The sequence below is a fragment of the Bradyrhizobium rifense genome (assembly GCF_008123425.1).
GTDB lineage: Bacteria > Pseudomonadota > Alphaproteobacteria > Rhizobiales > Xanthobacteraceae > Bradyrhizobium > Bradyrhizobium rifense.
This window is the reverse complement of sequence record NZ_VSSS01000060.1, coordinates 85,297-110,232: the sequence shown is the minus strand read 5'-3', so window position 1 is coordinate 110,232 and position 24,936 is coordinate 85,297. Positions and strand designations below refer to the sequence as shown.

Annotated in this window: 20 protein-coding genes and 1 pseudogene; 14 read left to right on the top strand and 7 right to left on the bottom strand. The window is 64.3% G+C overall.

Annotated features, from left to right (window positions below; all coding sequences use genetic code 11):
• Position 1: 1 nt before the first annotated feature.
• Positions 2–1,228, bottom strand: coding sequence for an efflux RND transporter periplasmic adaptor subunit (locus tag FXB40_RS35540; RefSeq protein WP_148776935.1), 1,227 nt, complete (start codon positions 1,226–1,228; stop codon positions 2–4).
• Positions 1,229–1,283: 55 nt separating this feature from the next.
• On the opposite strand from FXB40_RS35540, the gene FXB40_RS35535 reads away from it, so the two are divergent.
• The 10 genes from FXB40_RS35535 (at position 1,284) to FXB40_RS35490 (ending at position 11,944) form a co-directional block, all read left to right on the top strand.
• Positions 1,284–1,589: a hypothetical protein gene (locus FXB40_RS35535; RefSeq protein ID WP_148776934.1), complete on the top strand. Its 306-nt coding sequence runs from the start codon at positions 1,284–1,286 to the stop codon at positions 1,587–1,589.
• Positions 1,590–1,597: 8 nt separating this feature from the next.
• Positions 1,598–1,882 carry a hypothetical protein gene (locus tag FXB40_RS35530; RefSeq protein ID WP_148776933.1) on the top strand — a complete coding sequence of 95 codons (285 nt, stop codon included), beginning with the start codon at positions 1,598–1,600 and terminating at the stop codon, positions 1,880–1,882.
• Between the two features lie 136 nt (positions 1,883–2,018).
• Positions 2,019–3,266 carry an MFS transporter gene (locus FXB40_RS35525; RefSeq protein ID WP_148776932.1) on the top strand — a complete coding sequence of 416 codons (1,248 nt, stop codon included), beginning with the start codon at positions 2,019–2,021 and terminating at the stop codon, positions 3,264–3,266.
• Positions 3,267–3,299: 33 nt separating this feature from the next.
• A complete protein-coding gene (locus tag FXB40_RS35520; RefSeq protein ID WP_148776931.1) occupies positions 3,300–4,505 on the top strand; it encodes a M20/M25/M40 family metallo-hydrolase in 1,206 nt (401 codons plus the stop codon).
• A 151-nt stretch (positions 4,506–4,656) separates the two neighbouring features.
• Positions 4,657–5,745: a mandelate racemase/muconate lactonizing enzyme family protein gene (locus FXB40_RS35515; RefSeq protein WP_148776930.1), complete on the top strand. Its 1,089-nt coding sequence runs from the start codon at positions 4,657–4,659 to the stop codon at positions 5,743–5,745.
• A 101-nt stretch (positions 5,746–5,846) separates the two neighbouring features.
• Entirely contained in the window at positions 5,847–6,995 is a 1,149-nt protein-coding gene (locus tag FXB40_RS35510) for an amidohydrolase (RefSeq protein ID WP_187437369.1), read from the top strand.
• A 69-nt stretch (positions 6,996–7,064) separates the two neighbouring features.
• Positions 7,065–8,222 (top strand): caspase family protein, encoded by a 1,158-nt coding sequence (locus FXB40_RS35505; RefSeq protein ID WP_148776928.1) that lies wholly within the window; start codon positions 7,065–7,067, stop codon positions 8,220–8,222.
• 413 nt (positions 8,223–8,635) lie between these two features.
• Positions 8,636–10,060, top strand: a complete 1,425-nt coding sequence (locus FXB40_RS35500; protein WP_148776927.1) for a sodium:solute symporter family protein — start codon at positions 8,636–8,638, stop codon at positions 10,058–10,060.
• Positions 10,057–11,262 carry a sialidase family protein gene (locus FXB40_RS35495; protein ID WP_148776926.1) on the top strand — a complete coding sequence of 402 codons (1,206 nt, stop codon included), beginning with the start codon at positions 10,057–10,059 and terminating at the stop codon, positions 11,260–11,262. The genes FXB40_RS35500 and FXB40_RS35495 overlap by 4 nt, the downstream gene beginning before the upstream one ends.
• 4 nt (positions 11,263–11,266) lie before the next feature.
• Positions 11,267–11,944 carry an SDR family NAD(P)-dependent oxidoreductase gene (locus FXB40_RS35490; RefSeq protein WP_148776925.1) on the top strand — a complete coding sequence of 226 codons (678 nt, stop codon included), beginning with the start codon at positions 11,267–11,269 and terminating at the stop codon, positions 11,942–11,944.
• 1 nt (position 11,945) lies between these two features.
• Here FXB40_RS35490 and FXB40_RS35485 read toward each other — a convergent pair whose 3' ends face one another.
• Together FXB40_RS35485 and FXB40_RS35480 are read right to left on the bottom strand one after the other, a co-directional pair.
• Positions 11,946–12,587 carry a glutathione S-transferase family protein gene (locus tag FXB40_RS35485; RefSeq protein ID WP_148776947.1) on the bottom strand — a complete coding sequence of 214 codons (642 nt, stop codon included), beginning with the start codon at positions 12,585–12,587 and terminating at the stop codon, positions 11,946–11,948.
• Positions 12,588–12,741: 154 nt separating this feature from the next.
• On the bottom strand, positions 12,742–15,849 hold the full coding sequence (locus FXB40_RS35480) for a DEAD/DEAH box helicase (RefSeq protein ID WP_187437368.1): 3,108 nt from the start codon (positions 15,847–15,849) through the stop codon (positions 12,742–12,744).
• Here FXB40_RS35480 and FXB40_RS48310 point away from each other — a divergent pair.
• Positions 15,848–16,030 (top strand): hypothetical protein, encoded by a 183-nt coding sequence (locus FXB40_RS48310; protein WP_187437367.1) that lies wholly within the window; start codon positions 15,848–15,850, stop codon positions 16,028–16,030. The two genes, FXB40_RS35480 and FXB40_RS48310, sit on opposite strands and share 2 nt — an antisense overlap.
• Before the next feature lie 231 nt (positions 16,031–16,261).
• Here the strand turns inward: FXB40_RS48310 and FXB40_RS35475 are convergent.
• Positions 16,262–17,445, bottom strand: a pseudogene (locus FXB40_RS35475) (CaiB/BaiF CoA transferase family protein).
• A gap of 173 nt (positions 17,446–17,618) precedes the next feature.
• Here FXB40_RS35475 and FXB40_RS35470 point away from each other — a divergent pair.
• Entirely contained in the window at positions 17,619–18,506 is an 888-nt protein-coding gene (locus tag FXB40_RS35470; protein ID WP_148776924.1) for a VOC family protein, read from the top strand.
• Positions 18,507–18,522: 16 nt separating this feature from the next.
• Here FXB40_RS35470 and FXB40_RS35465 read toward each other — a convergent pair whose 3' ends face one another.
• From FXB40_RS35465 to FXB40_RS35455, 3 genes are all read right to left on the bottom strand, one after another.
• Positions 18,523–19,587, bottom strand: coding sequence for an ABC transporter permease (locus FXB40_RS35465; protein WP_148776923.1), 1,065 nt, complete (start codon positions 19,585–19,587; stop codon positions 18,523–18,525).
• Positions 19,584–21,110 (bottom strand): sugar ABC transporter ATP-binding protein, encoded by a 1,527-nt coding sequence (locus tag FXB40_RS35460; RefSeq protein WP_148776922.1) that lies wholly within the window; start codon positions 21,108–21,110, stop codon positions 19,584–19,586. Before FXB40_RS35460 ends, FXB40_RS35465 begins: the two co-directional genes overlap by 4 nt.
• Positions 21,111–21,171: 61 nt before the next feature.
• Complete coding sequence (locus FXB40_RS35455) at positions 21,172–22,137, bottom strand: sugar-binding protein (RefSeq protein ID WP_187437366.1); 966 nt, start codon at positions 22,135–22,137, stop codon at positions 21,172–21,174.
• A 255-nt stretch (positions 22,138–22,392) separates the two neighbouring features.
• Here FXB40_RS35455 and FXB40_RS35450 point away from each other — a divergent pair, with 255 nt between their 5' ends.
• On the top strand, positions 22,393–23,661 hold the full coding sequence (locus FXB40_RS35450) for an ROK family protein (RefSeq protein WP_148776920.1): 1,269 nt from the start codon (positions 22,393–22,395) through the stop codon (positions 23,659–23,661).
• 83 nt (positions 23,662–23,744) lie between these two features.
• On the top strand, positions 23,745–24,923 hold the full coding sequence (locus FXB40_RS35445) for a pyridoxal-phosphate-dependent aminotransferase family protein (RefSeq protein WP_148776919.1): 1,179 nt from the start codon (positions 23,745–23,747) through the stop codon (positions 24,921–24,923).
• Positions 24,924–24,936 lie beyond the last annotated feature (13 nt).

The following is a 24,936-nucleotide window of genomic DNA, read 5'->3' as shown; positions in this document are numbered from 1 at the left end:
GTCAGTCCGCCGATCCGGTTTTGGTGACAGTCTTGGTCTGAGCGGCGGTGCCCGCGTCCGCCGGCGGCGCTGCCAAGGCAACCAGCGGCTTCTCGTCGACCAGCGCGCCATCGAACAGGCGCGACTGCCCGGCCACCACGATCCTGTCTCCGACGTTCAGGCCTTCGGAGACCACGGCATTTGCATCGCCGCCCTGACTGACCTTGATCGGCCTGGCGCTGACCTTGCCATTGTCGCCGATGACATAAGCGAACAGGCCGGACGGCCCGTGCTGCACGCCATCCTGCGGCACGACGATGACCTGCTTGAGCGTGTCGACCAGCATCCGCGTGGTGACGGACAGACCGGGCCACAGCGCGTTGTCCTTGTTCTCGAAACGCGCCTTCAGGCTGATGGTCCCGGTGGCCTGGTTCACCGAATTGTCGATGATCACGAGCTTGCCTTGGGACAGCATCCTGGTTCCGTCCGAGCTCAGTGCCTCGACGGGCACTTCGCCGGCGTCGTGGGCTTTGGCAATCGCCAGCAATTGGTCTTCCGGCTCGGTGAACTGCACGGCAATCGGCTGCAGCTGGGCGATGGTGACGATGCCCGTGGTATCGGCGGCATGTACGATGTTGCCGGGATCGACCAGCCGGAAACCTATGCGTCCGCTGATCGGCGCCTTGATCGAGGTGTAACCGAGATTGGTCTGCGCATTGTCGATGGCCGCCTGGTCACCCTTCAGCTGCGCGGTCACCTGATCGACCAGCGCCTGCTGGGTATCGAGGTTCTGTTGAGTCTCGAATTGCTGCTTCGCGAGCGTCTGAAAACGCTGCAGGTTCAGCTGGTCGTTCCTCAAGTTGGCCTCGTCCTGCGCCTTCTTCGCCACCGCCTGCTCCAGCGCCGCGGTAAAGGGGCGTTGATCAATCTCCAGAAGCGGATCGCCCTCCTTCACCATCTGCCCCTGCTTGAAGAACACTTTTGTGATCTGCCCGTCGACGCGGCTCTTGATCGTCACCGTCTTGAACGGCGAGACGACTCCAAGGCCGTAGGTGTGCACTGGAAAGTCGCTCTTCTTCACCTCGAACGAGGTGACGGGAATTTTCGTCGCGGGCTGATTAGAGGTGCCTTGAGCGGCGGCTGCGACGGGCTTCACGCCGCCGACGAGCTCATACCATGCGCCGCCGGCCACTGCGGCTGATGCAAGAATTCCAAACAGCGTGAGGCTGAGCTTCGGTCGCCTTGTCATGTCCATGGCCATCTGACTGTCTGTGCGTGGCTTCAGGTGAATCTGCTGCTTGCACGTGAACGCACTGGTTGGTGTCGAAGTATCGCGGACGGGTTCGCGACGGCAAAATAACGATCGCGTGCGACTTTCTGTACAATTCGTCATGTTCGCGCGTCGCGACAACGCAATTGACCGGATGCAGCGACAGATCGAAAACGAGCAACGTGAAGACAGGAAACAGACAGAAACGAAATGGACAGGCGTTAAGGATCGCAGCCCGCATCACGCTGAATTGCGCCAGCGATCAGGAAATTTAACGAACGCTCATTTCGAGTCGGGCCTTATCATCGACATGTTGATGGCAACGCGAATTGTCTTTTGAGGCGCGAGATGAAGGACAATCAGCTGAGCGAACAGGGAAATATCATACCGTTTCGAAAGCGATCAAGAGATGGAAGCGCTCCGGCTGAAGATGCGCAATCCGAGAACATCTTGCGCATGCTCGACCTCTCGAAGTTCGAACACGATCGCCGCACTGTGGAGAATGGCGCGACCATGCGCTCGAACATCGCAGCAATGGTTCTGCTCGGGCTGCTCGTCTTCATTGCAACCGAGGACTTTTACAGGTTAGAGCAATCGAATTTATGCCTGCACAAATGGGAGTGCATGAACTGAATAGCGTTCGCCGCCGATCGGCGGCGTGACCGGCCCGAAAGACACGAATATCGCTCCCCGGAGCTAACCCCTCCCCATTGGCACCCTCCCCCCAATCGTGTAACCCGGCCAAAACCTTTGCCGGGACGGGACGCTGATGAGTGCGGTTGCCAATGATGAAGCGGGACATGGCACCCGCGCGCTGATCTTTGCGCTGGTGGCGCTGGCCTGCGGGCACATGCTGTCGACCTTGCTGCGCACCATCCCGGCGCTCAGCCTGGATCTGATGGCGGCGGATTTCCACGTGCAGCCGCAGGCGCTGGCGAGCCTCACCTCGGTCTATCATTTCGCCTTTGCGGCATCGCAGATCCCGGTCGGCGCGGCGATGGACCGCTTTGGCGTGCGGCCGGTGTCGCTGAGCCTGCTTGCGGGAACGATCGTCGGCGCCATTGCGTCGGGCTTTGCGACGGGGCCGGAGAGCTTTGCCTTCGGGCAGTTGCTGCTGGGCATCGCCACCTCGGGCATGCTGATGTGCCCGATGACGCTTGCGGCCAAGCAATTGTCGGCGGCGCGCTTCGGGCTGTGGTCGGGCGCGATCCTGTCGATCGGCAATATCGGCATGCTGTTGTCGTCGAGCCCGCTCGCCTTCGTGGTCGATCAATATGGCTGGCGCGCCGGGTTCTGGATCGCCGCAGCCGGCGGCGTCGTGGTGGCGCTCGCCGTGTTCGCGCTGGTGCCGAACCAGCAGGCCGAGCACAAGGACGATGCCTCGCCGCTCTCGCAGATGATCGAGGTGCTCAGGCTCGGCCTGTCGCGGCCGCTGCGCGGGCTGATCGCGCTGGCGATGGTGTCGCTCGCGACCTCGCTGGTGCTGCGTGGATTGTGGGGCGGGCCGTGGCTGATGGAAGTCAAGGGATTGACGCGGGTCGAGGCCGGCAACCAGCTCGGCGCCTACACGCTGGCGATGATCGCGGGCCCGCTTCTGATGGGCATGATCGACCGCAAGGTCGGCCGCCGCCGCGACCTGGTCGCCGGCACGCACACCGCCGCGGCGTTGCTGGTGGTGCTGATGGCGCTTGGTGCGCCGCATTATGCGATTGCATGGCTGTTCGGCGTGCCGGTCATGCCGCCGCAATACGATCTTGTGCTGTTCGTGCTGATTGGGCTCGCCACCTCGGCCCAGCCGCTGCTGTTCGGGATGTGCCGGCAACTGGTCGACGCGCAGACCGTCGGCAAGGCGCTGGCGGCCGTGAACCTCGCCTTCTTCCTCGGCACCGCCCTGATGCAGTCGATCACCGGCGCGGTCGCCGCGTTCGCGGGGCTGCCGGCGGTGCTGCTGTTCATGGCGGCTGCGCTGCTCGTGGGGGTGATGATCTTTTTGACTTACACGTCGCCGAATTCGTAGGATGGGCGGTTCGTGCATCAAGGGAATGAATTCATGCCTGTCGATACCAAAGCCGCCACCGATCGCCTCATGCGCTTTCTCGCCATCGAGGGCGTCACCGGACAGGAGGCGGCGATCGGGCGTGAACTCACCGCCGCGCTGAAGGAGAGTGGCGTGCCGGCCAAGGCGATCCGGCTCGACGACGCCAACACCCGCATTCCCGTGCCGACCGAGACCGGCAATCTCATCGTCGACCTGCCCGGCCGCGGCGCGCTGCACAACCAGCCGCGCATCATGTTCATGACGCATATGGACACCGTGCCGCTCTGCGCTGGCGCCAAGCCGAAGAAATCCGGCCGCAAGATCGTCAACGAGGCCAAGACCGCACTCGGCGGCGACAATCGCTGCGGCTGTGGCGTGCTGGTGACCTTGGCAGCCGAGCTCGAAAAGCAGAAGCTCGATCATCCGCCGATCACGCTTCTGTTCTGCGTGCGCGAGGAGAGCGGGCTCTACGGCGCGCGCCACGTCAAGCTCGACGAGCTCGGCTCACCGGTGATGGCGTTCAACTATGACGGCGGCTCCGCTTCCAACGTCGTGATCGGCGCGGTCGGCGCCGATCGCTGGAGCGTCGAGATCTTTGGCCGCGCCTCGCATGCCGGTGTCGCACCGGAGCGCGGCATCTCCTCGACCATGATCATGTCGCTGGCGCTTGCCGACGTGAAGGCCGGCGGCTGGTTCGGCAAGGTGGTGAAGGGCAAGGGCGCGAGCGCGCGGCAGGGCACCAGCAATGTCGGCCCCGTCACCGGCGGCGAAGGCCGCCCCGCGGGCGATGCCACCAATGTCGTCACCGACTACGTGCATGTGCGCGGCGAAAGCCGCAGCCATGACGGAAAATTCTTCAAGGAGATCACCAAAGCCTACAAGGCCGCGTTCGAGAAGGCGGCCAAGAAGGTGACGAATGCGCAGGGCAAGTCCGGCAAGGTCAAGTTCAAGGCCGAGACCGACTATTTCCCGTTCCGCATGAAGGACAGCCAGCCCGTCATCAAGCGCGCGGTCGAGGCGGTGTCCGCGGTCGGCGGCACCCCGAACATCCGCGCCGCCAATGGCGGTCTCGACGCCAACTGGATGGTCCGCCACGGCGTCCCGACCGTGACCTTCGGCGCCGGCCAGAACGAGGCGCACACAATCGACGAGTGGATCAATCTCGACGAATACGATCGGGCATGTGCACTGGCGGTGCAGTTGGCGACGATGCGATGAGGTCATTTCGTAGGGTGGGTTAGCCGCAGGCGTAACCCACCTCTTTGGTTTCCGCGATGACAGAAGTGGTGGGTTACGCCCTCCGGTCTGCGCTTTGCGCAATCTGCAGGGCTAACCCACCCTACGAAAAAAGAAAAAACAGGGAGGCCACATGCCGCGCATCGCAAATATCGAATCCGCCCTCTACCGGATTCCCCTCCCCGTCACGCTGTCCGACTCCACCCATGGCGAGATCGCGGCGTTCGAGCTGATCACCTGCCGCATCCGCGATGCCGATGGCGCTGAAGGCACAGGCTACACCTATACGGTCGGGCGCAATGGCGGCGCGACCGCCGATATTCTCAAGCGCGAGATCCCGCCGCTGGTCGATGGACGCGAGGCTGACGACACCGAGGCCGTCTGGCATCACGTCTGGTGGGGCCTGCATTATGGCGGTCGCGGCGGACCTGCGGTGCTGGCGCTGTCCGCCCTCGACATCGCGCTGTGGGATTTGAAGGCGCGGCGCGCGAAATTGCCGCTGTACCGGTTGCTCGGCGGCTTCGACGCGCACGTGCCGTGCTATGCCGGCGGCATCGACCTCGATCTCTCCGTCGAGGCGCTCTTGAAGCAGACCGACGGCAATCTCGCAAAAGGGTTTCGCGCCATCAAGATGAAGGTCGGCCGGCCCGATCTCAAATCCGATGTCACACGCGTCAGAGCGATGCGCGACCATCTCGGCGAGGGTTTTCCGCTGATGGCTGATGCGAACATGAAATGGACGGTCGAGGAAGCGATCCGCGCCGCCCGCGCCTTCGTGCCCTACGACCTGACCTGGCTGGAAGAACCAATCATCCCCGACGATGTCGCGGGACACGCGCGCATCATGCAGGCCGGCGGCGTGCCTATCGCGGCGGGCGAGAATTTGCGTTCGCTATGGGAGTTCAAGAACTACATCGTATCAGGCGCGGTGTCCTATCCCGAGCCCGACGTCACCAATTGCGGCGGCGTCAGCGCCTTCATGAAAATCGCGCGGCTGGCGGAAGCCTTCAACCTGCCCGTCACCAGCCACGGCGCCCACGACATCACCGTGCATCTGCTCGCGGCCTGCCCGAACCGATCTTACCTCGAGGCCCACGGCTTCGGGCTCGACAAGTACATCGAGCATCCGCTGGTGCTCGATGACGGCAAGGCGCTGGCGCCGGGCCGCCCGGGCCACGGCATCAGCTTTGACTGGAAGGGGCTGGCGAAGCTTTCGCCATAGGGGCGCATTGCTGCACGCGAGCCATTCCAAGGGGCTTGATGCGGGAAGCGGATAATCGGCTAGAGTGGCGACAGCCGACACCCTTGCGAGAGAGCCGCGCCTTGACCCCCGAATTGCACCAGAAACTGACCGCGTGGCGCCAGCATCTGCATGCCCACCCCGAACTGTCCTTGCAGGAGAAGGCGACCGCGGCCTTCGTGCAGGAAAAACTCACCGAGCTCGGCATTCCCTTCGAGGCCGGGATCGGCGGCCACGGCGTGGTCGCGACGCTGACGCGCGGGTCGGCGCATGCTCGCGTCGGCCTGCGCGCGGACATGGACGCGCTGCCGATCACCGAGGACACCGGGCTTGCCTACGCCTCGAAAACGCCCGGCGTGATGCACGCCTGCGGGCATGACGGACACACCGCCTCGCTGCTCGGTGCGGCTGCGCTGCTCGCCACGGACACCGACTGGAGCGGCACCGTCGACTTCATTTTCCAGCCCGCGGAAGAGGGTTTTGGCGGCTCGCGCGCGATGGTCGCGGCCGGGCTGTTCGAGCGGTTCCCGATGGACCGCGTGTTCGGCTTCCACAACTGGCCGGGCCTGGATGCCGGCGCCATCGCGGTTCATGACGGCGTGGTCATGGCCTCCGGCGGACGCGTCACCATCACCATCGAGGGCCATGCGGGACATGCCGGCATGCCGCATCTGACCCGCGATCCCGTGATGGCGGCCGGCCATCTGATCGTGGCGCTGCAATCGATCGTGTCGCGCAGCGTCGATCCGCTCGACACCGCCGTGCTCTCGCTGTGCACCATCGAGGGCGGCACCGCGCCCAATCAAATCGCGGGCAAGGTCGTGATCCGCGGCACGCTGCGGCATCACCGCAACGACGTGAAGGACATTCTTCTCGCGCGCATCGCAGACATCTGCGCCGGCATCGCCACGAGCTTCGACGTCAAGGTCACGCCCGACATCGTCATGGGCGTCGGCGTGACGATCAATACGCCGGAGGAAGCCGATCTCGCGCGCATGGCCGCGGACAAGGTGCACGCACAGGTCAGGCGCGATCTTGCGCCCAGCATGGCCGGTGAGGATTTCGCCTTCTATCTCCAGAAGCGCCCCGGCGCGTTCGTCTGGATCGGCAACGGACCCTTGCGCGACGGCGCCGAACTGCATGGCCCGCGCTACGATTTCAACGACGCGATCCTTCCCGTCGCGTCGAGCTGGATGGCCGAAGTCGCCAAGACGGCGTTGTCGGCGAACTGAGGAAGGCCCCGTAGCTCCGCCGGATCGGTTGCGCTAGGATCGAAACTCGTTCGAACCAGCGAGATCCGGATGAACCGGCGCGAATTCGTTTCGGGACTAACAGCGGCCACAGCGCTTGCGGGCGTGGCGTCGACGGCTGAAGCCGCGGAAGGCCGACGGGTCGCGCTCGTCATCGGCAACGGCGCCTACCGGAACGTACCCGCGCTGCTCAATCCGCCGAACGACGCGAGCGACATCGCCGCGGCCCTGAAGCGACTTGGCTTCACAGTCTCGCTGGCGACCAATGCCAGCTTCGACGACATGCGCCGCCGCCTGATCGCATTGGGGCGCGACGCTGCCGGCGCCGAGATGGCGGCTGTGTATTTCGCCGGCCATGGCATGGAGATCAATGGCGAGAACTGGCTGATCCCGATCGACGCAGACCTGAAGCGGGACACGGACGCGGCGAATGAAGCCATCAACCTCCAAAGCGTGATGTTGCAGGTGTCCAACACCACGAGCCTTGGCCTCGTCATCCTCGATGCCTGCCGCAACAATCCGTTTGCGGCCCGGATGAATCGCTCGATCGCCACGCGGGCGGCCACCATGAGCGGGCTCGGCCGCATCGAGCCCGTCGGTAACGTTCTCGTCGCCTATGCCGCGCGCGACGGCACCACGGCGCTTGATGGCGACGCGCGCAACAGCCCGTTTGCAGCGGCGCTGCTGCGCAACATCGAGGTGCCCGGCGTCGAGGTGACGTTCATGTTCCGCAATGTCCGCGACGACGTGATGGAGGCGACCCGCAACGAACAGCAGCCGTTCGTCTACGGTTCGCTGTCGCGCAAGGCGATCTACCTTGCCGCCCGGCCACCGGCCGGAGCGGAGGAAGCGGCGCCGTCCAGCCCGCTTCCGGCCGTTATCTCTCCTGCTCCACAGCACACGCCGACGTCGCCAGCGATCGATCCCGCTCTGGTCGGCACCTGGGAGATCATGGTGCCGGGCGGCCGCGGGCAGTCGCGCTGGATCTGGCAGATCATGGGCGACGGCACCTACAGATTCCATGCCGAGCCGCAGCGCTCGGCTCGCTCGCACGAAGGCACGATCACCGCGGCGAACGGCCACTGGACCCTGCACGCCCTCAGAGGCCTGTCGAACTACAGCGACGGCGGCGCATACGAGATCCACGATGCGCTAGCAGTGATCACGGGCAAGCTGGGCACCGGCGCCTGGAAGCGCAGCGCCGAATAGATGCGCGTGGCGCAGTCCCCGCTCTCTGCAGGGCGATCACTTATGGCACTTTGCACGACCTGAGCGCGCGCCTCGTCCTTCGAGACGACCGCTTCGCGGTCTCCTCAGGATGAGGCTAAGCGGCATCGGTGCTCGTCAAAACGACGGCCCCACACTCGGTCCTCATCCTGAGGGCCCGCCAACGGCGGGCGTCTCGAAGGATGGCCACGGGGGAATCGCTCCCACATGGGATTGCCCTGCCGCTCTCTGGAACCCCGATTTCCCCAAAGCCTCGCGCGGGTGCGCTTGACGCACCGCGCCCGGGCAGGTTTAATGAACTTCAACAACATTTGTTCGCATTCCGAACATTCTGCCGTCGGGCAAAAAGCGGGTTCACAACACCGCGTCCCGCGCCATCAGAGGAAACGTCACCGATGCAAGCCATCCTCTCCGGCGAAAGCACGCTCGTCGTCACGATGATCGTCGCCTATATCGCCTTCACGTCCTGGCTCACGCTGAAGCTGCGCAGCCGAACCAGCGATCAGTTCATGACCGCGTCCCGCGCGATGCCGGCCGTCGTCGTCGGCGTGCTGATGATGTCCGAATTCGTCGGCGCCAAATCGACCGTCGGCACGGCACAGGAAGCGTTTCAATCAGGCATGGCTGCCGGCTGGGCCGTGCTCGGCGCATCGATCGGCTTCCTGCTGTTCGGCATGCTGATGGTGAAGAAGCTCTACAGTTCCGGCGAATACACCATCTCGGCAGCGATCGCGCAGAAATACGGCAAGTCGACCATGCTCACGGTATCCGTGATCATGATCTATGCGCTGCTGCTGGTGAATGTCGGCAACTATGTCAGCGGTGCAGCCGCGATCGCCACCGCGCTGCATGTCAGCCTCCCCGTTGCGATGTGCATCATCGCATTGGTCTCCACCTTCTACTATGTGTTCGGCGGACTGAAGGGCGTGGCCTGGGTGACGATCCTGCACAGCGCCTTCAAGGTCGTCGGCATCATCATCATCTTCACGGTCGCGATGTCGCTGACGGGCGGCATCGCGCCGATCCAGGCCAAGCTGCCGGCCTATTATTTCAGCTGGGACGGCAAGATCGGCTTCACGACCATCTTCGCCTGGACCTTCGGTACGGTCGGCGCGATCTTCTCGACGCAATTCATCGTCCAGGCAATCTCGTCGACGCCGAGCGCCGATGAGGCCCGCAAGGCGACGTACTATGCCGCCGCGTTCTGCCTTCCGCTCGGCTTCCTGCTCGCGCTGATCGGGGTTTCCGCAAGATATCTCTACCCCGACATGAACAGCCTCTACGCGCTGCCGGTGTTTCTGGAGAAGATGCCGCCGCTGGCCTCCGCCTTCGTGACGACCTCGCTGGTCGCCTCGATCTTTGTCAGCGTCTGCACCGTTGCGCTCGCGATCGCCTCGCTGGTGGTGCGCGACTTCTACGTGCCCTATTGGAAGCCGACGTCGGAGCGCGAGCTGAAGATGACGCGCGTGTTCTCGATCGTGATCGCCATCGTGCCGCTGCTCTTCGTGTTCTTCGTACCTGAAATCCTGAAGCTGTCGTTCTTCACGCGCGCGCTGCGTCTGTCGGTGACAATGGTGGCAATGATGGGCTTCTATCTGCCGCTGTTCGCGAGCAATCGCGGCGCCACCGCCGGCCTGATCGGCGCTGCCGTCTCGACCACGGTCTGGTACCTGCTCGGCAATCCCTTCGGCATCGACAACATGTACATCGCCGCCGCGACGCCGCTGGTGGTGATGGCGATCGAGCGGCTGGTGATGGGCCACGCGCCTGCAGTGCCGGCGGCGCAACCCAATGCCTTGATGGAAAGGACTTCGACATGACCATCGGGACCGAGGTCGCGAGCACCGACATCGAGATCACGGCCGACGGCGCCGTTCGCCCGGTGGCCGGCGATCCCGATCGGTTCGACGCCTTCATTCCCTCGCCTTGCGTACAGAACCACGCCGCCAATCTGATGCCGCTCGCCAATGGCGATCTCGCCTGCGTCTGGTTCGGCGGCACGCAGGAGGGCATGTCGGATATCTCGGTGTATTTCTCGCGGCTCGTGCGCGGCGCGACGCAATGGTCGGCGGCTGAAAAGCTGTCCGACGATACCGGCCGTTCGGAGCAGAACCCGGTGCTGTTCCCGGCTCCTGACGGCACGCTGTGGCTGATGTGGACGGCGCAACTGGCGGGCAACCAGGACACCGCCATCATCCGCCGCCGCCTCTCGCGCGACCATGGCAAGAGCTGGGGTCCGATCGAAACGCTGTTTCCGGAGCATCGCGGCCGCGGCACCTTCATCCGGCAACCGATCGTCGTGCTCGACAATGGCGACTGGCTGCTGCCGGTGTTCTATTGCCACAGCACGCCGGGCAAGAAATGGAACGGCGACGAGGACACCAGCGCGGTGAAGATCTCGTCCGACGCCGGCGCAACCTGGCGCGACATCGACGTCCCCGGCAGCCGCGGCTGCGTCCATATGTGCATCGCGCGCCTCGACGACGGCTCGCTGATTGCGGTCTATCGCAGCCGCTGGGCCGACAACATCTATCAGAGCCGCTCGACCGATCACGGCCGCAGCTGGTCGGCGCCGGTTGCGACCGCGCTGCCCAACAACAACTCCTCGGTCCAGCTCACGCGGCTCGGCAACGGTCATCTCGCGCTGGTGTTCAACGATTCCAGTTCCAAGGATGCGACCGGGCGTCGCCTCTCGCTCTATGACGAGATCGAGGACGACCTTCCGCCTGTGCTCGCCGGCGACGGCGGCAAGTCTGACGGACGCACCGCGTTCTGGGGCGCGCCGCGGGCACCGATGACGCTGGCGATCTCGACCGACGACGGAAAGAGCTGGACCAAGCGCAACGTCGAGACCGGCGACGGCTATTGCATGACCAACAATTCGCGCGACCAGACCAATCGCGAACTGTCCTATCCCTCCGTCAAGCAGACCGCCGACGGCGCGATCCACACGGCCTTCACCTTCCATCGCCGCGCGATCAAATATGTGCGCGTGACCGAGACATGGGTGACGCGGGGCTGAGATCATGGACAAGCGGCACGCGCTCGTCACGGGCGCCAGTTCAGGGATTGGTGCGGCGATCGTCGAGCGCCTGTTGCGCGACGGCTGGCGCGTCACCGGGATCAGCCGGCGCCCCGGGACGTTCGACCATCCGGCGTTCGCGCATCTGTCGCTCGATCTGAATGACGTCGACAACATTGCTAGCGCCGTCGCTGATCTCGCACCGACGGCGCTCGTTCATGCCGCAGGCATGTTGAAGGTCGCTCCGCTGGGATCGCTGAGCCATGACGACGGTGCCGCGATGTGGCGGCTGCATGTCGACGTCGCGATGCGTCTCGCCGACGCACTGGCGACACGCCTGCCGCAGGGCGGGCGCATCATTTTCATCGGCAGCCGCACCGCATCGGGCGCAGCCGGCCGCGGCCAATATGCCGCGACGAAAGCCGCGCTGGTCGCGCTGGCGCGATCCTGGGCGAGCGAGCTCGCGCCGCGCGGCATCACGGTCAACGTGGTCGCGCCCGCTGCGACCGAAACGCCGATGCTGAAGGACCCGACGCGCGCCAATGTCACACCAAAGCTGCCGCCGATCGGCCGCTTCATTCGCCCGGAGGAAGTCGCAGCCGCCGTGGCGTTCCTGCTCTCAGGCGAAGCCGCCGCGATTACCGGGCAGCAACTCGTGATCTGCGGCGGCAGCTCGCTTTGAGCTACAATCCCGGTGATCTCGCCGCCCAAGCCTTGGTGGCTTGGCAGCTTTCCATCGCTCGAACGTAGGCAGGTCGTGCCGTCGTGCGGGCGAGATAGTCCCGCTCGGTATAACCTGGGATGTAGTTGCCAGTTCGCATGCCGAGCAGGAGGGCGTAGCTCACAGAGATATCGGCAGCAGTGAATCTGTCGCCAGCGAGATAGGGGCAATCCGCGAGGCGGCGGATAACCAATCCCAGCCGGCTCTCGAAGGTCTCGCGTGCCCAGCGGGTAACCCTGGCATCTCGCTCGGCTTCGGGCGCCAGTTCGCGACCGACAAAGACGGCATTCATTGGCCCGGCGAGCCCGGCCTCGCCTAAGTGGAGAAATTGCAGATAAGAAGCGAAGGCGGGATCGTCCGGGGCGACGGCAAGCGAACCTGAGCCGTGGCGGGCGAGCAGATACTCAAGAATCGCGATCGATTCGACCATGATCGTCTCGCCGTCCTGCAATGCGGGAATAAAGCCGGCGGGGTTGATCGCGAGGAAATCGCGATCATTCTCGACTGTGAGCAGATCAACCGGGCGCAGCCGATAAGCCAATCCCAATTCCTCGAGCAGCCAAACAATACGGAAGCCACGACCTTCGCCATAGACGGTGAGTATAGTTAAGCGCTCCTGGATTGGTCTAGATGTACCAACGCGCAGAGGTAAGCCAGTCGCGCAACGGACTATTGATGGCGCATAATGCACTCAAGGCTTGGCGCATATTTGTCATCCCACAGTGCGGGCCCTTCGCAGTTTGGGTTCACGACCTGGCTCACGCCTCGTCGAGAACCTCGAACAATTCCTCGACCATGTCGAACGGGGCATCGCGCGTCTGGCTGTGGTAGACGACGCGATCGCCATCGCGTTGCAGTGACTTCCCTTTGGATTTCCGCAATCGTCCCGGCAGGAACGTCGCGGCGACCGCACTTTGCCCGACGTCGAGGCGAACGATGCCTCTGCGCTTGCAGTCCAGCCGCAGTCGCGCAGCCGCAAAGAAATCGCGGGCGGCCGGCGGCAAGGGTCCGAAGCGGCGCGAGGTTTCCTCCTCGAGATCGTCGAGGCCGTCCTCGCTGGCGCAGCGTGCGGCACGGGCATAGAGCTCGAGCCGTACGGGCGCCGATTGCACGTAGCTCTCGGGGAGCATGTCCGCGACCGGCAGATTGAGGTCAGGCACCCACACCACGGACCTGCCGTCATCGACCTTCTCCGAGGCCATCTTCAGGAGATGGCTGTAGAGCACGGGGCCGAACACCTGCACGTGACCGGATTGCTGCTCCGAGAACAGATCGCCGGCGCCGCGGAGATCGAGATCCCGCTCGCTGATGGCAAAGCCTGCGCCCGGCCGGCTGAATTCTTCCAGCACGGCGAGCCGCTTCTCGGACTGCACCGAGGCCGACTCGGTCAGCAGAAATGCGAAGGCGCGGATACCGCCGCGACCGACGCGTCCGCGCAGCTGGTGCAGCTGGGCGAGGCCGAAATTTTCGGGCCAGCACACCACGATGGTGTTGGCACGGGGAATGTCGAGGCCGCTCTCGACGATGTTGGTGGCGAGCAGGACGTCGGCGTTGCCCTCGACGAAGGTCATCATGCGGTCGTCGATCTCGTCGGCCGGCAATTTGCCGTGCAGGCAGACGATCTTGAGATCGGGCGCCACCGCCTGCACGCGCGCCAGCATAGGCTCCAGATCCTGGATGCGCGGGCAAATCAGAAAGCTCTGCCCGTGCCGCCGCTGCTCGCGCAGCAGGGCCGAGGCAATGGCGGCATCCGACAACGGCGCGATCTTGGTCGCGACCGGAAGCCGGTGCACCGGCGGCGAAGCGATGATGCTCAGGTCCCTGAAGCCGGCAAGACCCGCGGCGAGCGTGCGCGGGATCGGCGTGGCGCTCATCCAGAGCGTATGGGCATTTTTGGCAAGCCCCGAAAGCTTTGCCTTCTCGGCGGCGCCAAAATGCTGCTCCTCGTCGACGATGACGAGGCCGAGATCGCCGAATTTCACGTCCTTCGAGGAGAGCGCCTGCGTTCCGACCACGACCTTGATCCGGCCGCTGCGCAAGCCCTCCTTGGTCTCCCGCGTCTCGGCACCGGAGGTGGCGCGCGACAGGCTGCCGACCTCGATGTCGAGCGGCGCAAACCGCTTGCGGAAGGTCGCGACGTGCTGCCGGGCCAGCACGGTCGTGGGCACCGCGATCGCCACCTGCTTTCCGGACAGCACGACGGCGGCCGCCGCGCGCAACGCCACCTCGGTCTTGCCGAACCCGACGTCGCCGCAGATCACCCGGTCCATGGGACGGCCGGACGCGAGATCATCCAGCACGTCGTGGATAGCCTTGGCCTGGTCGATCGTCGTGAAATAGGGAAAGCGCGCAACGAATTTCTCGTAGGCCGAGCCCGGCGGGACCAGCTTGGCCGCCTTCCGCCGCTTGCGCTGACTGATGTGCCTGGCGAGCGCCTTGCCGGCGAGCTGGATTTCCTGCTCGGCGCCGGTGCGGCGGGCCCACCATGTGCTGCCATCGGCCTTGTCGAGCGCGAGCTTGCCGCGCTCCGTCGAGTAAGGCCACATCTGCGCCAGATCGGGCGGCGGCACCAGAACCGCGTTGTCGCCCGCAAAGGACAACCTGACCATCTCGCGCAAGGCGCCGCCGCCGGTGTTCACGGTCTGCAGGCCATCGAGCACGGCGAGGCCGCGCTGAAGGTGCACGACCACTGTGCCCTGCTCCGGCACGTCGGCGTGATCGAACGCCGCGATCCAGCTCCGCGCCATCGGCTGCGGATGATGCGCACGGCTGCCGAGCACGTCACTCGCGGTCAGGACGACGGCAGGTTTTTTACCCGGAATGACGAAGCCGGCATCGAGATCGGCGAGCAACGCCACATCGCGATGGCGCGCGCTCTCGGCCTCGTCCCAATCCGCGACGCGCTCCGCTTTCACGCCGCTCATCCGCTCCATCGTCCGCAGGTCCTCCTCCTGCGCGGCGACAAGGATGAGGCGAGCTCCCGCGCGGCGCGTCTCCTCGACGTAGGCGCGCAGGGCTTTGCGGGTGGATGTCAGCTTGGAGAATTCCGGCGTCGGCTGGAACGGAGCATTACGCGGCAGCACCTTCATGCCGCGGGTTGCCTGCTTCCAGTCGGGGCGTCCCAGATATTCGCGCTCCCTGTCCGCGCGGCCCGCGGCCTCCTCGATCATGCTCTGCCAGGCATCGGCATGCACCGACACGCCGGCATCCGCGATCCACTTGGCCTTACCGCAATAGTCGAACAGCGTCGCACGCTTGGCCCGCGCACCGGTGATGGCGAGCCGCTCCGACATGGGATCGACCAGAAGCTCCTTGGTCTCGAAGATGATGTCGTGCTCTTTCGGATCGAACGCCACGATCCGGCGGATGGCGCGCCCGGAATGCTCCACCCGGAACGGCCCCAGCGCGCCTGCGGGAAATATCTCGAAAGTCTGGCCGTGAAACAGCACGCCGCCCGGATAATCCGGCTCATCATCGAGATCATAGCCCAGCTCTTCGAGGCGGACGCGAAGCTCGCTCTCGGAGAAATTGCCGCCAACCTTCAAACCTGTATTCAGACGCAGCAGGCTCGCCGGTGGCGGCAGACGCTCCATCACGGCTTCCGCCGTCGAGACGAGAAAGATCGGCTGCCTGGATTTCGCAAGGCGCCGCAGCACCGAGGCGCGGCGGCCGGCGATCTCACGCGATGGCTCCAACAGGTCAAACGGCAGGGTGTTCAGGCGCGGAAACACCAGCACTTCGCAGGACGGGTCGAGCGCGTGAATGACGCTGCCGAGCCGCTCCGCCCTGTTCTCGCTCTCGGCGAGGAACACGAGACCACTGCGCCCGGACTCCTTCCACTGCGCCAGCAGATGCAGCGCCATCATGCCAAGCGGCGACGACGTCGCGATTGTCGCGCGCTGCGAGCCCTTGCTCGTCTTCGGAGAACTCTTGCTGAGCGAGCGCCTGCTTGTCGAGCTCTTGGCGGGCGAGCGCTTTTTGGGCGAGCTCTTCTTTGGAGAACTCTTGCTTAAAGAAATCTTGGCTGGCTGCAGTTTCTTGGAATGACGCACGTGAATCCGTTTCTCGTCGTAGGCAGTCGCTAATGGCACGCGCAGCCGGGTTCGTCCCGATTCGGTCGCGGATGGTCATGCATATGGGACGGGGCGTGCGAACGCGCGCCTCCCAAACACCTCATGCGACACAGACGTCGCCGGCCAACGCAAAAAGCGCGAGGCTAAGCCGCCAGTCATCTAGCAGACGCGCTGGCTCATTTCCACTCTTGTCTCGACGCAGCGACTAAATGATGCCGCTCTGCCGAAGCGCCGCAATCGCGGCCTTATCGTAGCCGAGTTCCGCCAGCACCGAATCGGTATGCTCGCCAAGCGTCGGCGGGCGCGTCGCGATTTCACCGGGCGTTTCCGACAGCCGGATAGCGGCACGCGCAACCGGCGCCTGCTTCGGAAGACCGGGATAGTCGACGTCCTGCAAAAAGCCGGCGGCGCGAATGTGCGGATGATCCAGCGCCTGCTGCGGGCTCAAAACGGGCCCGGTCGGAATCATCGCCTTGCCGAGGGTGTCGACCGCCTCCTGCGTCGTGCGCTCGGCGCACCAGCGCGCCATCCGCTCGCTGATGACGGGACCGTTATTGCCGCGGCTGATGTCGTCGGCAAAGCGCGGATCGTTCAGCCATTGCTCTTCCTCGCCCATCAACTTCGCCCAACGCTTGAACAGCGGATGGCCCGTGACCTGGCACAGCACCCAGCCGTCCCTGGTACGGTAGATATCCGCAGGCGCCGCGGTCTGGCCGAGATTGCCGGTCGGAACGCGGTTGACGTTGATGACGGCCTGCTCGATCAGCGTCGCATTGGTGAAGGACAGCGCGGTCGCCAGCAGCGCGCCCTCGACGATCTGCCCGCGCCCGGATTTGCCGCGCTCGATCAGTGCGGCCAGCGTCCCGAACGCGCAGTGCAGCGCGGTGCCAAAATCGACCCAGTTCACCGCCGCGCGGTAAGGCGGATTGCCGACCCCAGTCATGTAGACCGAGCCCGACATGACCTGGCCTACGCCATCGAAGCCGACGCGGTCGGACCAGGGCCCCGGCCCGCCGAACGCGGTGGCGGTCGTCAGGATGATGTCCGGCTTGATAGCCTTCAATGAATCGTAGTCGAGCTTCATGGCGCGGAGCGTCTGCGGCGGCAGATTGGCGACGACGACATCAGCAGTCTTGACCAGCCGCCGCATCACCTCCTGCCCGCCGTCATCGGATCGAGCGTGATGCACTTCTTGTTGCGGTTGACCTGGAGGAACAGGGCGCCCTCGCCGCCTTCGCCGACCGGCGCCACGAAGCGATCCTCGCTGCCTTCGCGCTTTTCGACGCGAATGACCTCGGCACCGAACTCGGCCAGCAATGTCGCGCAATACGGCCCCGCGATATAGCGCCCGAAATCGAGGACGCGCACGCCTTCCAGAACTCCCCCCATCGACCTCTTCTTTCCCTCGCGATTTCCGGTCAGATTACAGGGAATGGGTACCACGGCAAGGTGCAGCGCACACGATGCTATGCCTGCAAGATGTGATCATCCAACCGTTTCGGCTGGCGGAAATTCTGCTCTAGTATGGAGCAAGCCATCCCTCCAGTCAGAAGCGCACATCCATGCCGCAACAATTCGATCGATCCGCAGAAGATCTCGGCAACGCCATCCATTTCGAGCATGTCAACATCCAGGTTCCGGACCAGCGGCTGGCCACGCTGTTCTACGTCACCGGCCTCGGACTGACCCGCGATCCCTATCTGATGGTGTCCGACACCAACATGTGGATCAACGCCGGACGAAGCCAGTTTCATCTGCCGAGCGGCAAGGCGCAGGTGCTGCGCGGCCATACCGGGCTCGTGATCGAGGGCCGCGAGGCACTGCTGGCGCGATTGGCCTCGGTCGCCAAGAAGCTCGAAGGCACCGCCTTTACGTATGCCGAGCATAACGATCATGTCGAAGCGACCTGCCCATGGGGCAACCGCATCCGCGTCCATGAGCCGGACGCGGCGCGCTTCGGGCGCATCACGCTCGGCATCCCCTATGTCGAATTCGAGGTGCCGGCCGGATCGGCGCAGGCGATCTGCACCTTCTATCCGGAGATCATGGGCATGCCCGCGGCCTTGCGCAACGGCGACGGCAAGGTTGCTGCAGTGAAGACCGGGCGCGACCAGCATCTGCTGTTCCGCGAGACCGATCGACCGCAAGGCGACTATGACGGTCACCATGTGCAGATGTACATCACCGACTTCTCCGGCCCCTACCGCAAGCTGCTGGCGCGTGACCTGATCTCGCGCGAGGACAATCAGTATCAGTACCGCTTCTGCGACATCGTCGATCTCGACAGCGGCAAGCATCTCTTCACCGTCGAGCACGAGGTGCGCAGCGCGACGCATCCGATGTTCATGCGGCCGATGGTCAATCGCAATCCGGCAGTGAACAATCGCAACTACGCCTACAGCCACGATCAGGCGTCGTGGGCGATGGGGCCGGATCAATATGAGGGATAGGCAACTTTCTGGCCTGTCATGCCTGGTCGCCCGTTCTCGCCGGCACCACGTCCACGCCGCGCGATGATGCGCCCTGTTGTCCCTGCGCAAGCGCCGCCTTCGGCGCCGTGCGGGCGAGGCCGGCCAGCGCCAGCTTGCGTTTGCGTCGGGCCTGCAATTGCTGATCCGCCAACACGCCGATCAGAATCACCGTTCCCATCACCGCGAAGTTCAGGGAATTGGGGATGCCCAGGATATTCACGAGGTTCTGCAGCACCTGCAGCAGCGCAGTCCCCAGCACGATACCAAGAATAGAACCCTCGCCGCCGCGCAGGCTGCACCCGCCCAGCACGGCAGCCGCGATCGCGTAGAGCTCATAGAAATTGCCGAAGGAGCTCGGAGACACCGAGTTCGTGTAGAACACGAACAAGACTGTCGCAACTCCGGCGAGCCCACCACTGATGATGTAGGCAGTTGCGATCACCATATTCGTGTTGATGCCGGAGAAGCGCGCCGCCTCCTCGTTCTTGCCGACGGCATAGAGCCAGCGTCCGTAGACCGACCGGTGCAGCACCACGCCGAGGACGATCGCAAGGATGATCAGGAGGATGAAGGTGTTCGGTATGCCCGCTACTGCATGGCCGGAGGCAAGGTTGCTCAGGGTCGCAGCCTCGTCACCGTAGCCGAAGCCGCGTGTCGAGTCGGTTGTGTAGTAGCGGGCGGCGCCGCGATAGATCAGCAACCCGCACAGCGTCACGATGAAGGGCTGCATCTTCAGCCGCGTGATCAGGACCCCCTGAATGGCCCCCAGCACCAGTCCACCCAGCAGTACAGCCAGCAGCGCCAGGGGCCAGGGAACCTGGTACGTCGTCAGAAGATCGACGAAGACGACACCGAGCAGCGCGAACATCGAGCCGAGCGAAAGGTCGATGCCGCCGGTGATGATCACGAGCCCTTCGCCAAGCGCAAACACACCGAACAGGCCGATCAGATTGGCCAGGTTCAGCAGGTTCACCACCGACAGGAAGGCCGGATTGATCATTCCCGTGATGACGGAAATCACCACGAGCAGCAGGCCGAGGCCAAGTTCTTTCTTGTTCATTGTGCAGCGGCTTCCACGGTTTCCAGCGCCTGGCCTATTGCAAGCCGCAGCACGTTGTATTCGCTGAATTGCGGGCGCTCCAGCATACCGCTGACTCTTCCCTCATGCATCACCGCGACCCGGTCGGAGACGCCGATGACCTCCTCCATGTCCGAGGAGATCATCACGATCGCGACGCCCTGGTCGGCGAGTTCGCGCATCAGCGCATAGATCTCGCTCTTGGCACCGACATCGATGCCGCGGGTCGGCTCGTCGAAGAACATCACGCGCGGCTGCATCGAGAGCCACTTGCCCAGCACGACCTTCTGCTGGTTGCCGCCGGAGAGGGTTACGGCCTCCATGTCGACGCTCGGCACCTTGATGGAGAGCCGCCTGACCTGCTCCTTCGCGACATTGCGCTCGGACGCGCCGTTGACCAGCCACATCCGCGCGTAATTCAGCAGGCTCGCCAGTGTCACGTTCTCGCGGATCGGCAGCTCCAGCACGAGCCCGGTTTTCTTGCGGTCCTCTGGCACCAGATAGATGCCTTGCCTGATCGCGTCCCGGGGCGATGCGACATCGACCGGCGCGTTGTCGATCCTGATCTCGCCACCCAGCACCGGATCGATGCCGAAAGCCGCGCGGGCTAGCGACGTACGACCAGCACCCACCAGTCCTGCCAGTCCGAGGATCTCGCCATGCCGCACGGAAAGATCGATCTGCCGATCGGGGAAGGCTGACGTCACGAGGCCGACGATGTCGCAGCCGCCCGGCTGGGGCGGCCGTTTCGGCGGCGTATGCAGCGTTTTCAGGTCACGGCCGATCATCAGCCGGATCATTGCGGCATGGCTGAGCTGGTCTCGCGCCAGCTCTCCTACCGTGCGCCCGTCGCGCAGCACCACGACGCGGTCGGCACAGGTCATGATCTCGCCGAGCCGGTGGGAGATATAGATCACTGAGACGCCGTGAGCCTTCAGGTCGGCAATCACCTCCAGCAGCCGCTCGGTCTCCGAAATCGTCAGGCTCGAGGTCGGCTCGTCCATGATGATCACGCGAGCGTCGATCGAGAGCGCTTTGGCGATCTCCACCATCTGACGTTCGGCGATCGACAAATTGTCGACCAGCGTGTCAGGGCCGAAATCAGCGCCCAGCCGCTCCAGCAGCGGCGTCACGCGGGCGCGCATCTCCGCGCTGTCCACGAGCTTCAGCGGGCCGCCAAAGAGCTTCTCGCGTCCGATGATGACGTTCGCGGCGACGTCGAGATTCTCGAACAGGTTCAGTTCCTGATGCACGAAGGCGATGCCGGTCTGCGTCGCCTCGCTCACCGTCAATTGGGCGTGGTCGGTGCCGCCGATGCGGATCACGCCCGCGCTCGGCTCAGTCACGCCGCCCAGCACGCGCATCAATGTCGACTTGCCGGCGCCGTTCTCGCCGATCAGGCCCAACACCTCGCCGTGGTGCACGCGCAGGCTGACATCGTTGAGGGCCATGACCCCGGGATAGGACTTGCTGATCCCGACGAGTTCGAACAGGATTTCCGCCATTCACTTCCTCCCAAACGACGCCCGACGGCCATGGCCGCCGGACGTCGAAAGGTGCTGAGGGTCACTTCTTCAGCAGATCCTTCATTTTAGCGGTGAACTCCGCGACGTTGGTCTTGCTGATCACCTGGGTCGGCACGATCAGCTTGCTGTCGGCCGGAATCCAGGACTTGTCGCCGTTCAGCGTCTTGATGATGTTGGTGGCGGAGAGATAGCCGAATTCGAACGGCTGCTGCACCACGGTCGACTCGATCGTGCCGTCGGAAATTCCCCGCAGCGTGCGCTGATCCTCGTCGAAGCCGACGATCTTCACCTTGCCGGCCTTGCCCGCCGCCTTGACCGCATCATAGATCAGCGGTGTCTCGTAGCTCCAAAGGCCGGACAGCAGCGCAATGTCGGGATATTTGACGAGCACGTTCTCCATGTTCGCCTTGGCCTTGGCGGAGTCCACCTGGTCGGTGAACACGTCGACCAGCTCGATCTTGGTGCCGGCGATCGCTTCCTTGATACCCTGCACCCGCTCGCGGGCGTTGTCCGCGTCCATCGTCCCGACGAACAGCGCGATCTTGCCGCCGTTCGGCAACGCCTTCTTGAACTCCTCGCCCGCTTGCCGCCCGGCCGCGACGTTGTCGGTGCCGATATAGGCGAGACGCTTGCTCTGCGGCGCGTCGCTGTCCGTCGTGATCAAGATGGTCTGGGACGCAACCTTGTTGAGCTCTTCGGTTGCGTGCGGCGCATCGTCGACCGAGATGGAGATGCCGGCGACGCCGCGCACCAGCAGGTCGTCCAGCTCGCGCCGCTGACCCGCCGCGGTCGCATCGTTGGTGACGATCAACTGGATATCGTATTCCGGGTGCTCCTTCTGAGCCTTCTCGAGCCCGCGGCCGGCAATGACCCAGAAATCGGCCGCGGCATTGGTCACCAGCGCGATGGTCTTCTTCTGCTGGGCCTGCGCCGCACCCGTAGCAAACGCGAACGCAGCAGCGGTCGCGAGCAACGGCACTAGAAATTTCTTCATTGATCCGTTCATGGTTACCTCCCTTTGGTCACCCCGGATGCGGGGCTTCAGCGCTTTTGCGCTCTATTTTATTCACGCAGCGAAGAAATGTTGCAGAGCAGAACATCAAAATCAAGATGCACTGGTCGTTTCTTCAAGCGGAAATAGTACATGAGGCGTGGTATTAGTAAATATGCCTCGCCATTGCGCACTGTGCGCTATGCTTCTCTAATTACACCGCAGCAATAGGCGCTTATTAAATTCATGCCCTGAATTAAATAGGACAGCATGACTGACCAGACTGAGTTGCCGAGACGAATTTCCGGCACGGCCCGTGGCTCGAACCGGGGTCGGCTGGTGGAAGTCCTGCGACGTCACGGGCCATTGCCGCGTGTGGAGCTGGCCCGGAGCACGGGACTGAGCTTCCCGGCCGTGTCCGGCCTGACGTCCAGGCTGATCGCGGAAGAGTTGCTGTGCGAGACCGAGACCCCGGTACCCCAATGGTCCGACGATCCTGACGACGAGGATCCCGATGGGCTGAATAGCCGCCGCCGTGGCCGGCCGGCCGTGCTGCTGACCCTGAACCCGGAGTTCGGCCGCATCATTGCGGTCTCGCTGCGCATGAATCTGATCGAGACGCTGATTGCGGATTTCAGCGGCTCCAGCCTGGCCCAATCACGCCGCGAAATCGCGACGCGGGCGCTCGATGCGGGCGCGTTGTGCGACCTCGTGATCACGCAAATCAATGCGATGCTGGAGGCGACGGCCACACCGCGCCACCGGCTGCTGGGAATAGGGATTGCCCTCCAGGGCATCGTGAACGCGGATACTGGCCGGCATCTGTGGAGCCCGGTGCTGTCCGTCACCGACATCGATCTGGCGAAGCCGGTGCGTCAGGCATTCGGCACCGAAGTCGTGATGGCGAATGATGCCGTCGCGGTTGCGCTGGCTCTCGCCGCCGCAGAGCCGTCACTGGCGCAGGGCCTCATGGCCACAATCCTGATCGGTCACGGCGTCGGCATGGGCATCGTGGTCGACGGTGAAGCGCGTTTGGGCGCCGGCGCCGGCAGCGAGATCGGCCATACCAAGTTGGGATCGAACGGGCCGCAATGCCGCTGCGGCCAGCGCGGCTGTATCGAGGCTCATCTCGCCGACTATGCGCTCTACCGCGACGCCCGCACCTTTCTCGACTTGCCGCCGGCGGCGTCGCAGCAGCCTTCCGAGGCGCAGATGGCCCTGCTGCACGAGCGGGCACGGAGCGGTGATCCCCGTCTCGAGCACGTCTTCCAGCAGGCAGGCCGCGCACTTGCCGAGGCGGTCGCGGCAACGATATCCGTGCTGCGCCCGCACCATGTCGTCCTGGCAGGGCCCGGCCTGCAGGCATTCGACATGATGCGCGCAGCCTATGAGGAGCGGCTGGAGCAAGCGGTCTTGCCATGGCTGCTCAAGTCCACGACGATCCATCTGCGTCCAAGCGAGTCGGCGGCCATTGTCGATGGCATGATGCGACGGACGCTGCGGGTCGTTGACCAGAACCACATGGACGCAACAGAATAAGCAACGCTCCCCACCGATCATAAGGGCGATCCTGCGTGCAGGCGGCCTTGTTCCCACATGCGTCAGAACGGTGACTTCAAGCTATGACGACGACAGACACGCCATCCGCCATTCCCGCAACGGGATATCGACTTCGGCTTCCTGGCCCCACCGAAGTGCCCGAACGGGTGCGACAGGCCACAGCACGGGTGATCGTCAACCATCGCGGTCCTGAGTGCAAAACCGCGATCGGCGAGACCGAGGAGATGATCCGTCCGGTCCTCGGCACGACAAATCGCGTCATGTTCTTTGCCAGCTCCGGAACCGGCGTCATGGAGGCCGCCCTCGTCAACGTGGTCGGGCCGGGCAGCCAGATCCTCGTGATCGAGCATGGCCAGTTCGGCGAGCGCTTCACCTCGATCGCCAAGGCCATGAACATCTCGGTCGACACCGTTGCGACCGAGTGGGGCCAGGCCATCGACGTTGCCGCGGTGGAGGCTCGCCTGCGCGAGCGCAGCTATCGCGCCATTGTCGTCGTCCACAACGAGAGCTCGACCGGAATGGTGGCCGATCTTGCGGCGCTCGGCGCGCTGGTGCGCGACCGGCCCACGCTGCTGATCGCGGATTCCGTCAGCGGGCTCGGCGGCATCGCGATGCGACAGGACGAATGGGGCGTCGATATCGTCGTCTCGGCCTCGCAGAAGGCGCTGATGTGCCCGCCGGGCCTTTCCCTTGCCAGCGTGAGCCCCAAGGCGTGGCGCGTGATCGAGCAGGACGAGCGACGATCGGTCTTCTTCTGGGATTTCCGCCGGGCGCTGAAATCGATCGAGCTGAGCGAAACGCCGTTCACGGCGCCGGTCAGCCTTCTCTATGGCCTGCGTGAATCCCTGACGATGATGCACGAGGAAGGCCTCCCGAACGTGCTCGCCCGCCATGAGCAACTGTCGGGTGCGCTGCGCGCCGGCGGCGCGGCGCTCGGGCTTGCGGATTTTTGCGAGCGCGGACCGCGCTCGAGCACCGTCGTCGTCTTCAAGGTGCCTGACGGGCTCGAGGGCGGCACGATCGTGCGGCGGCTCTACGCGGATCATCGCACGGTGATCGCAGGCGCGCGCAACCGTCTCTCCGGCCGCGTCATCCGGTTTGGCACGATGGGTGCATTCAGCGCCGCAACCATCCTGACCGATCTGCTTCATCTCGAAGACGTCTTGACCAAGCTCGGCCTCCCGGTCGAAGCTGGTGCCGGGCTCAAGGCGGCGACCGAACATCTCGCCAAAACCAAATAAGCAACAACAGAAC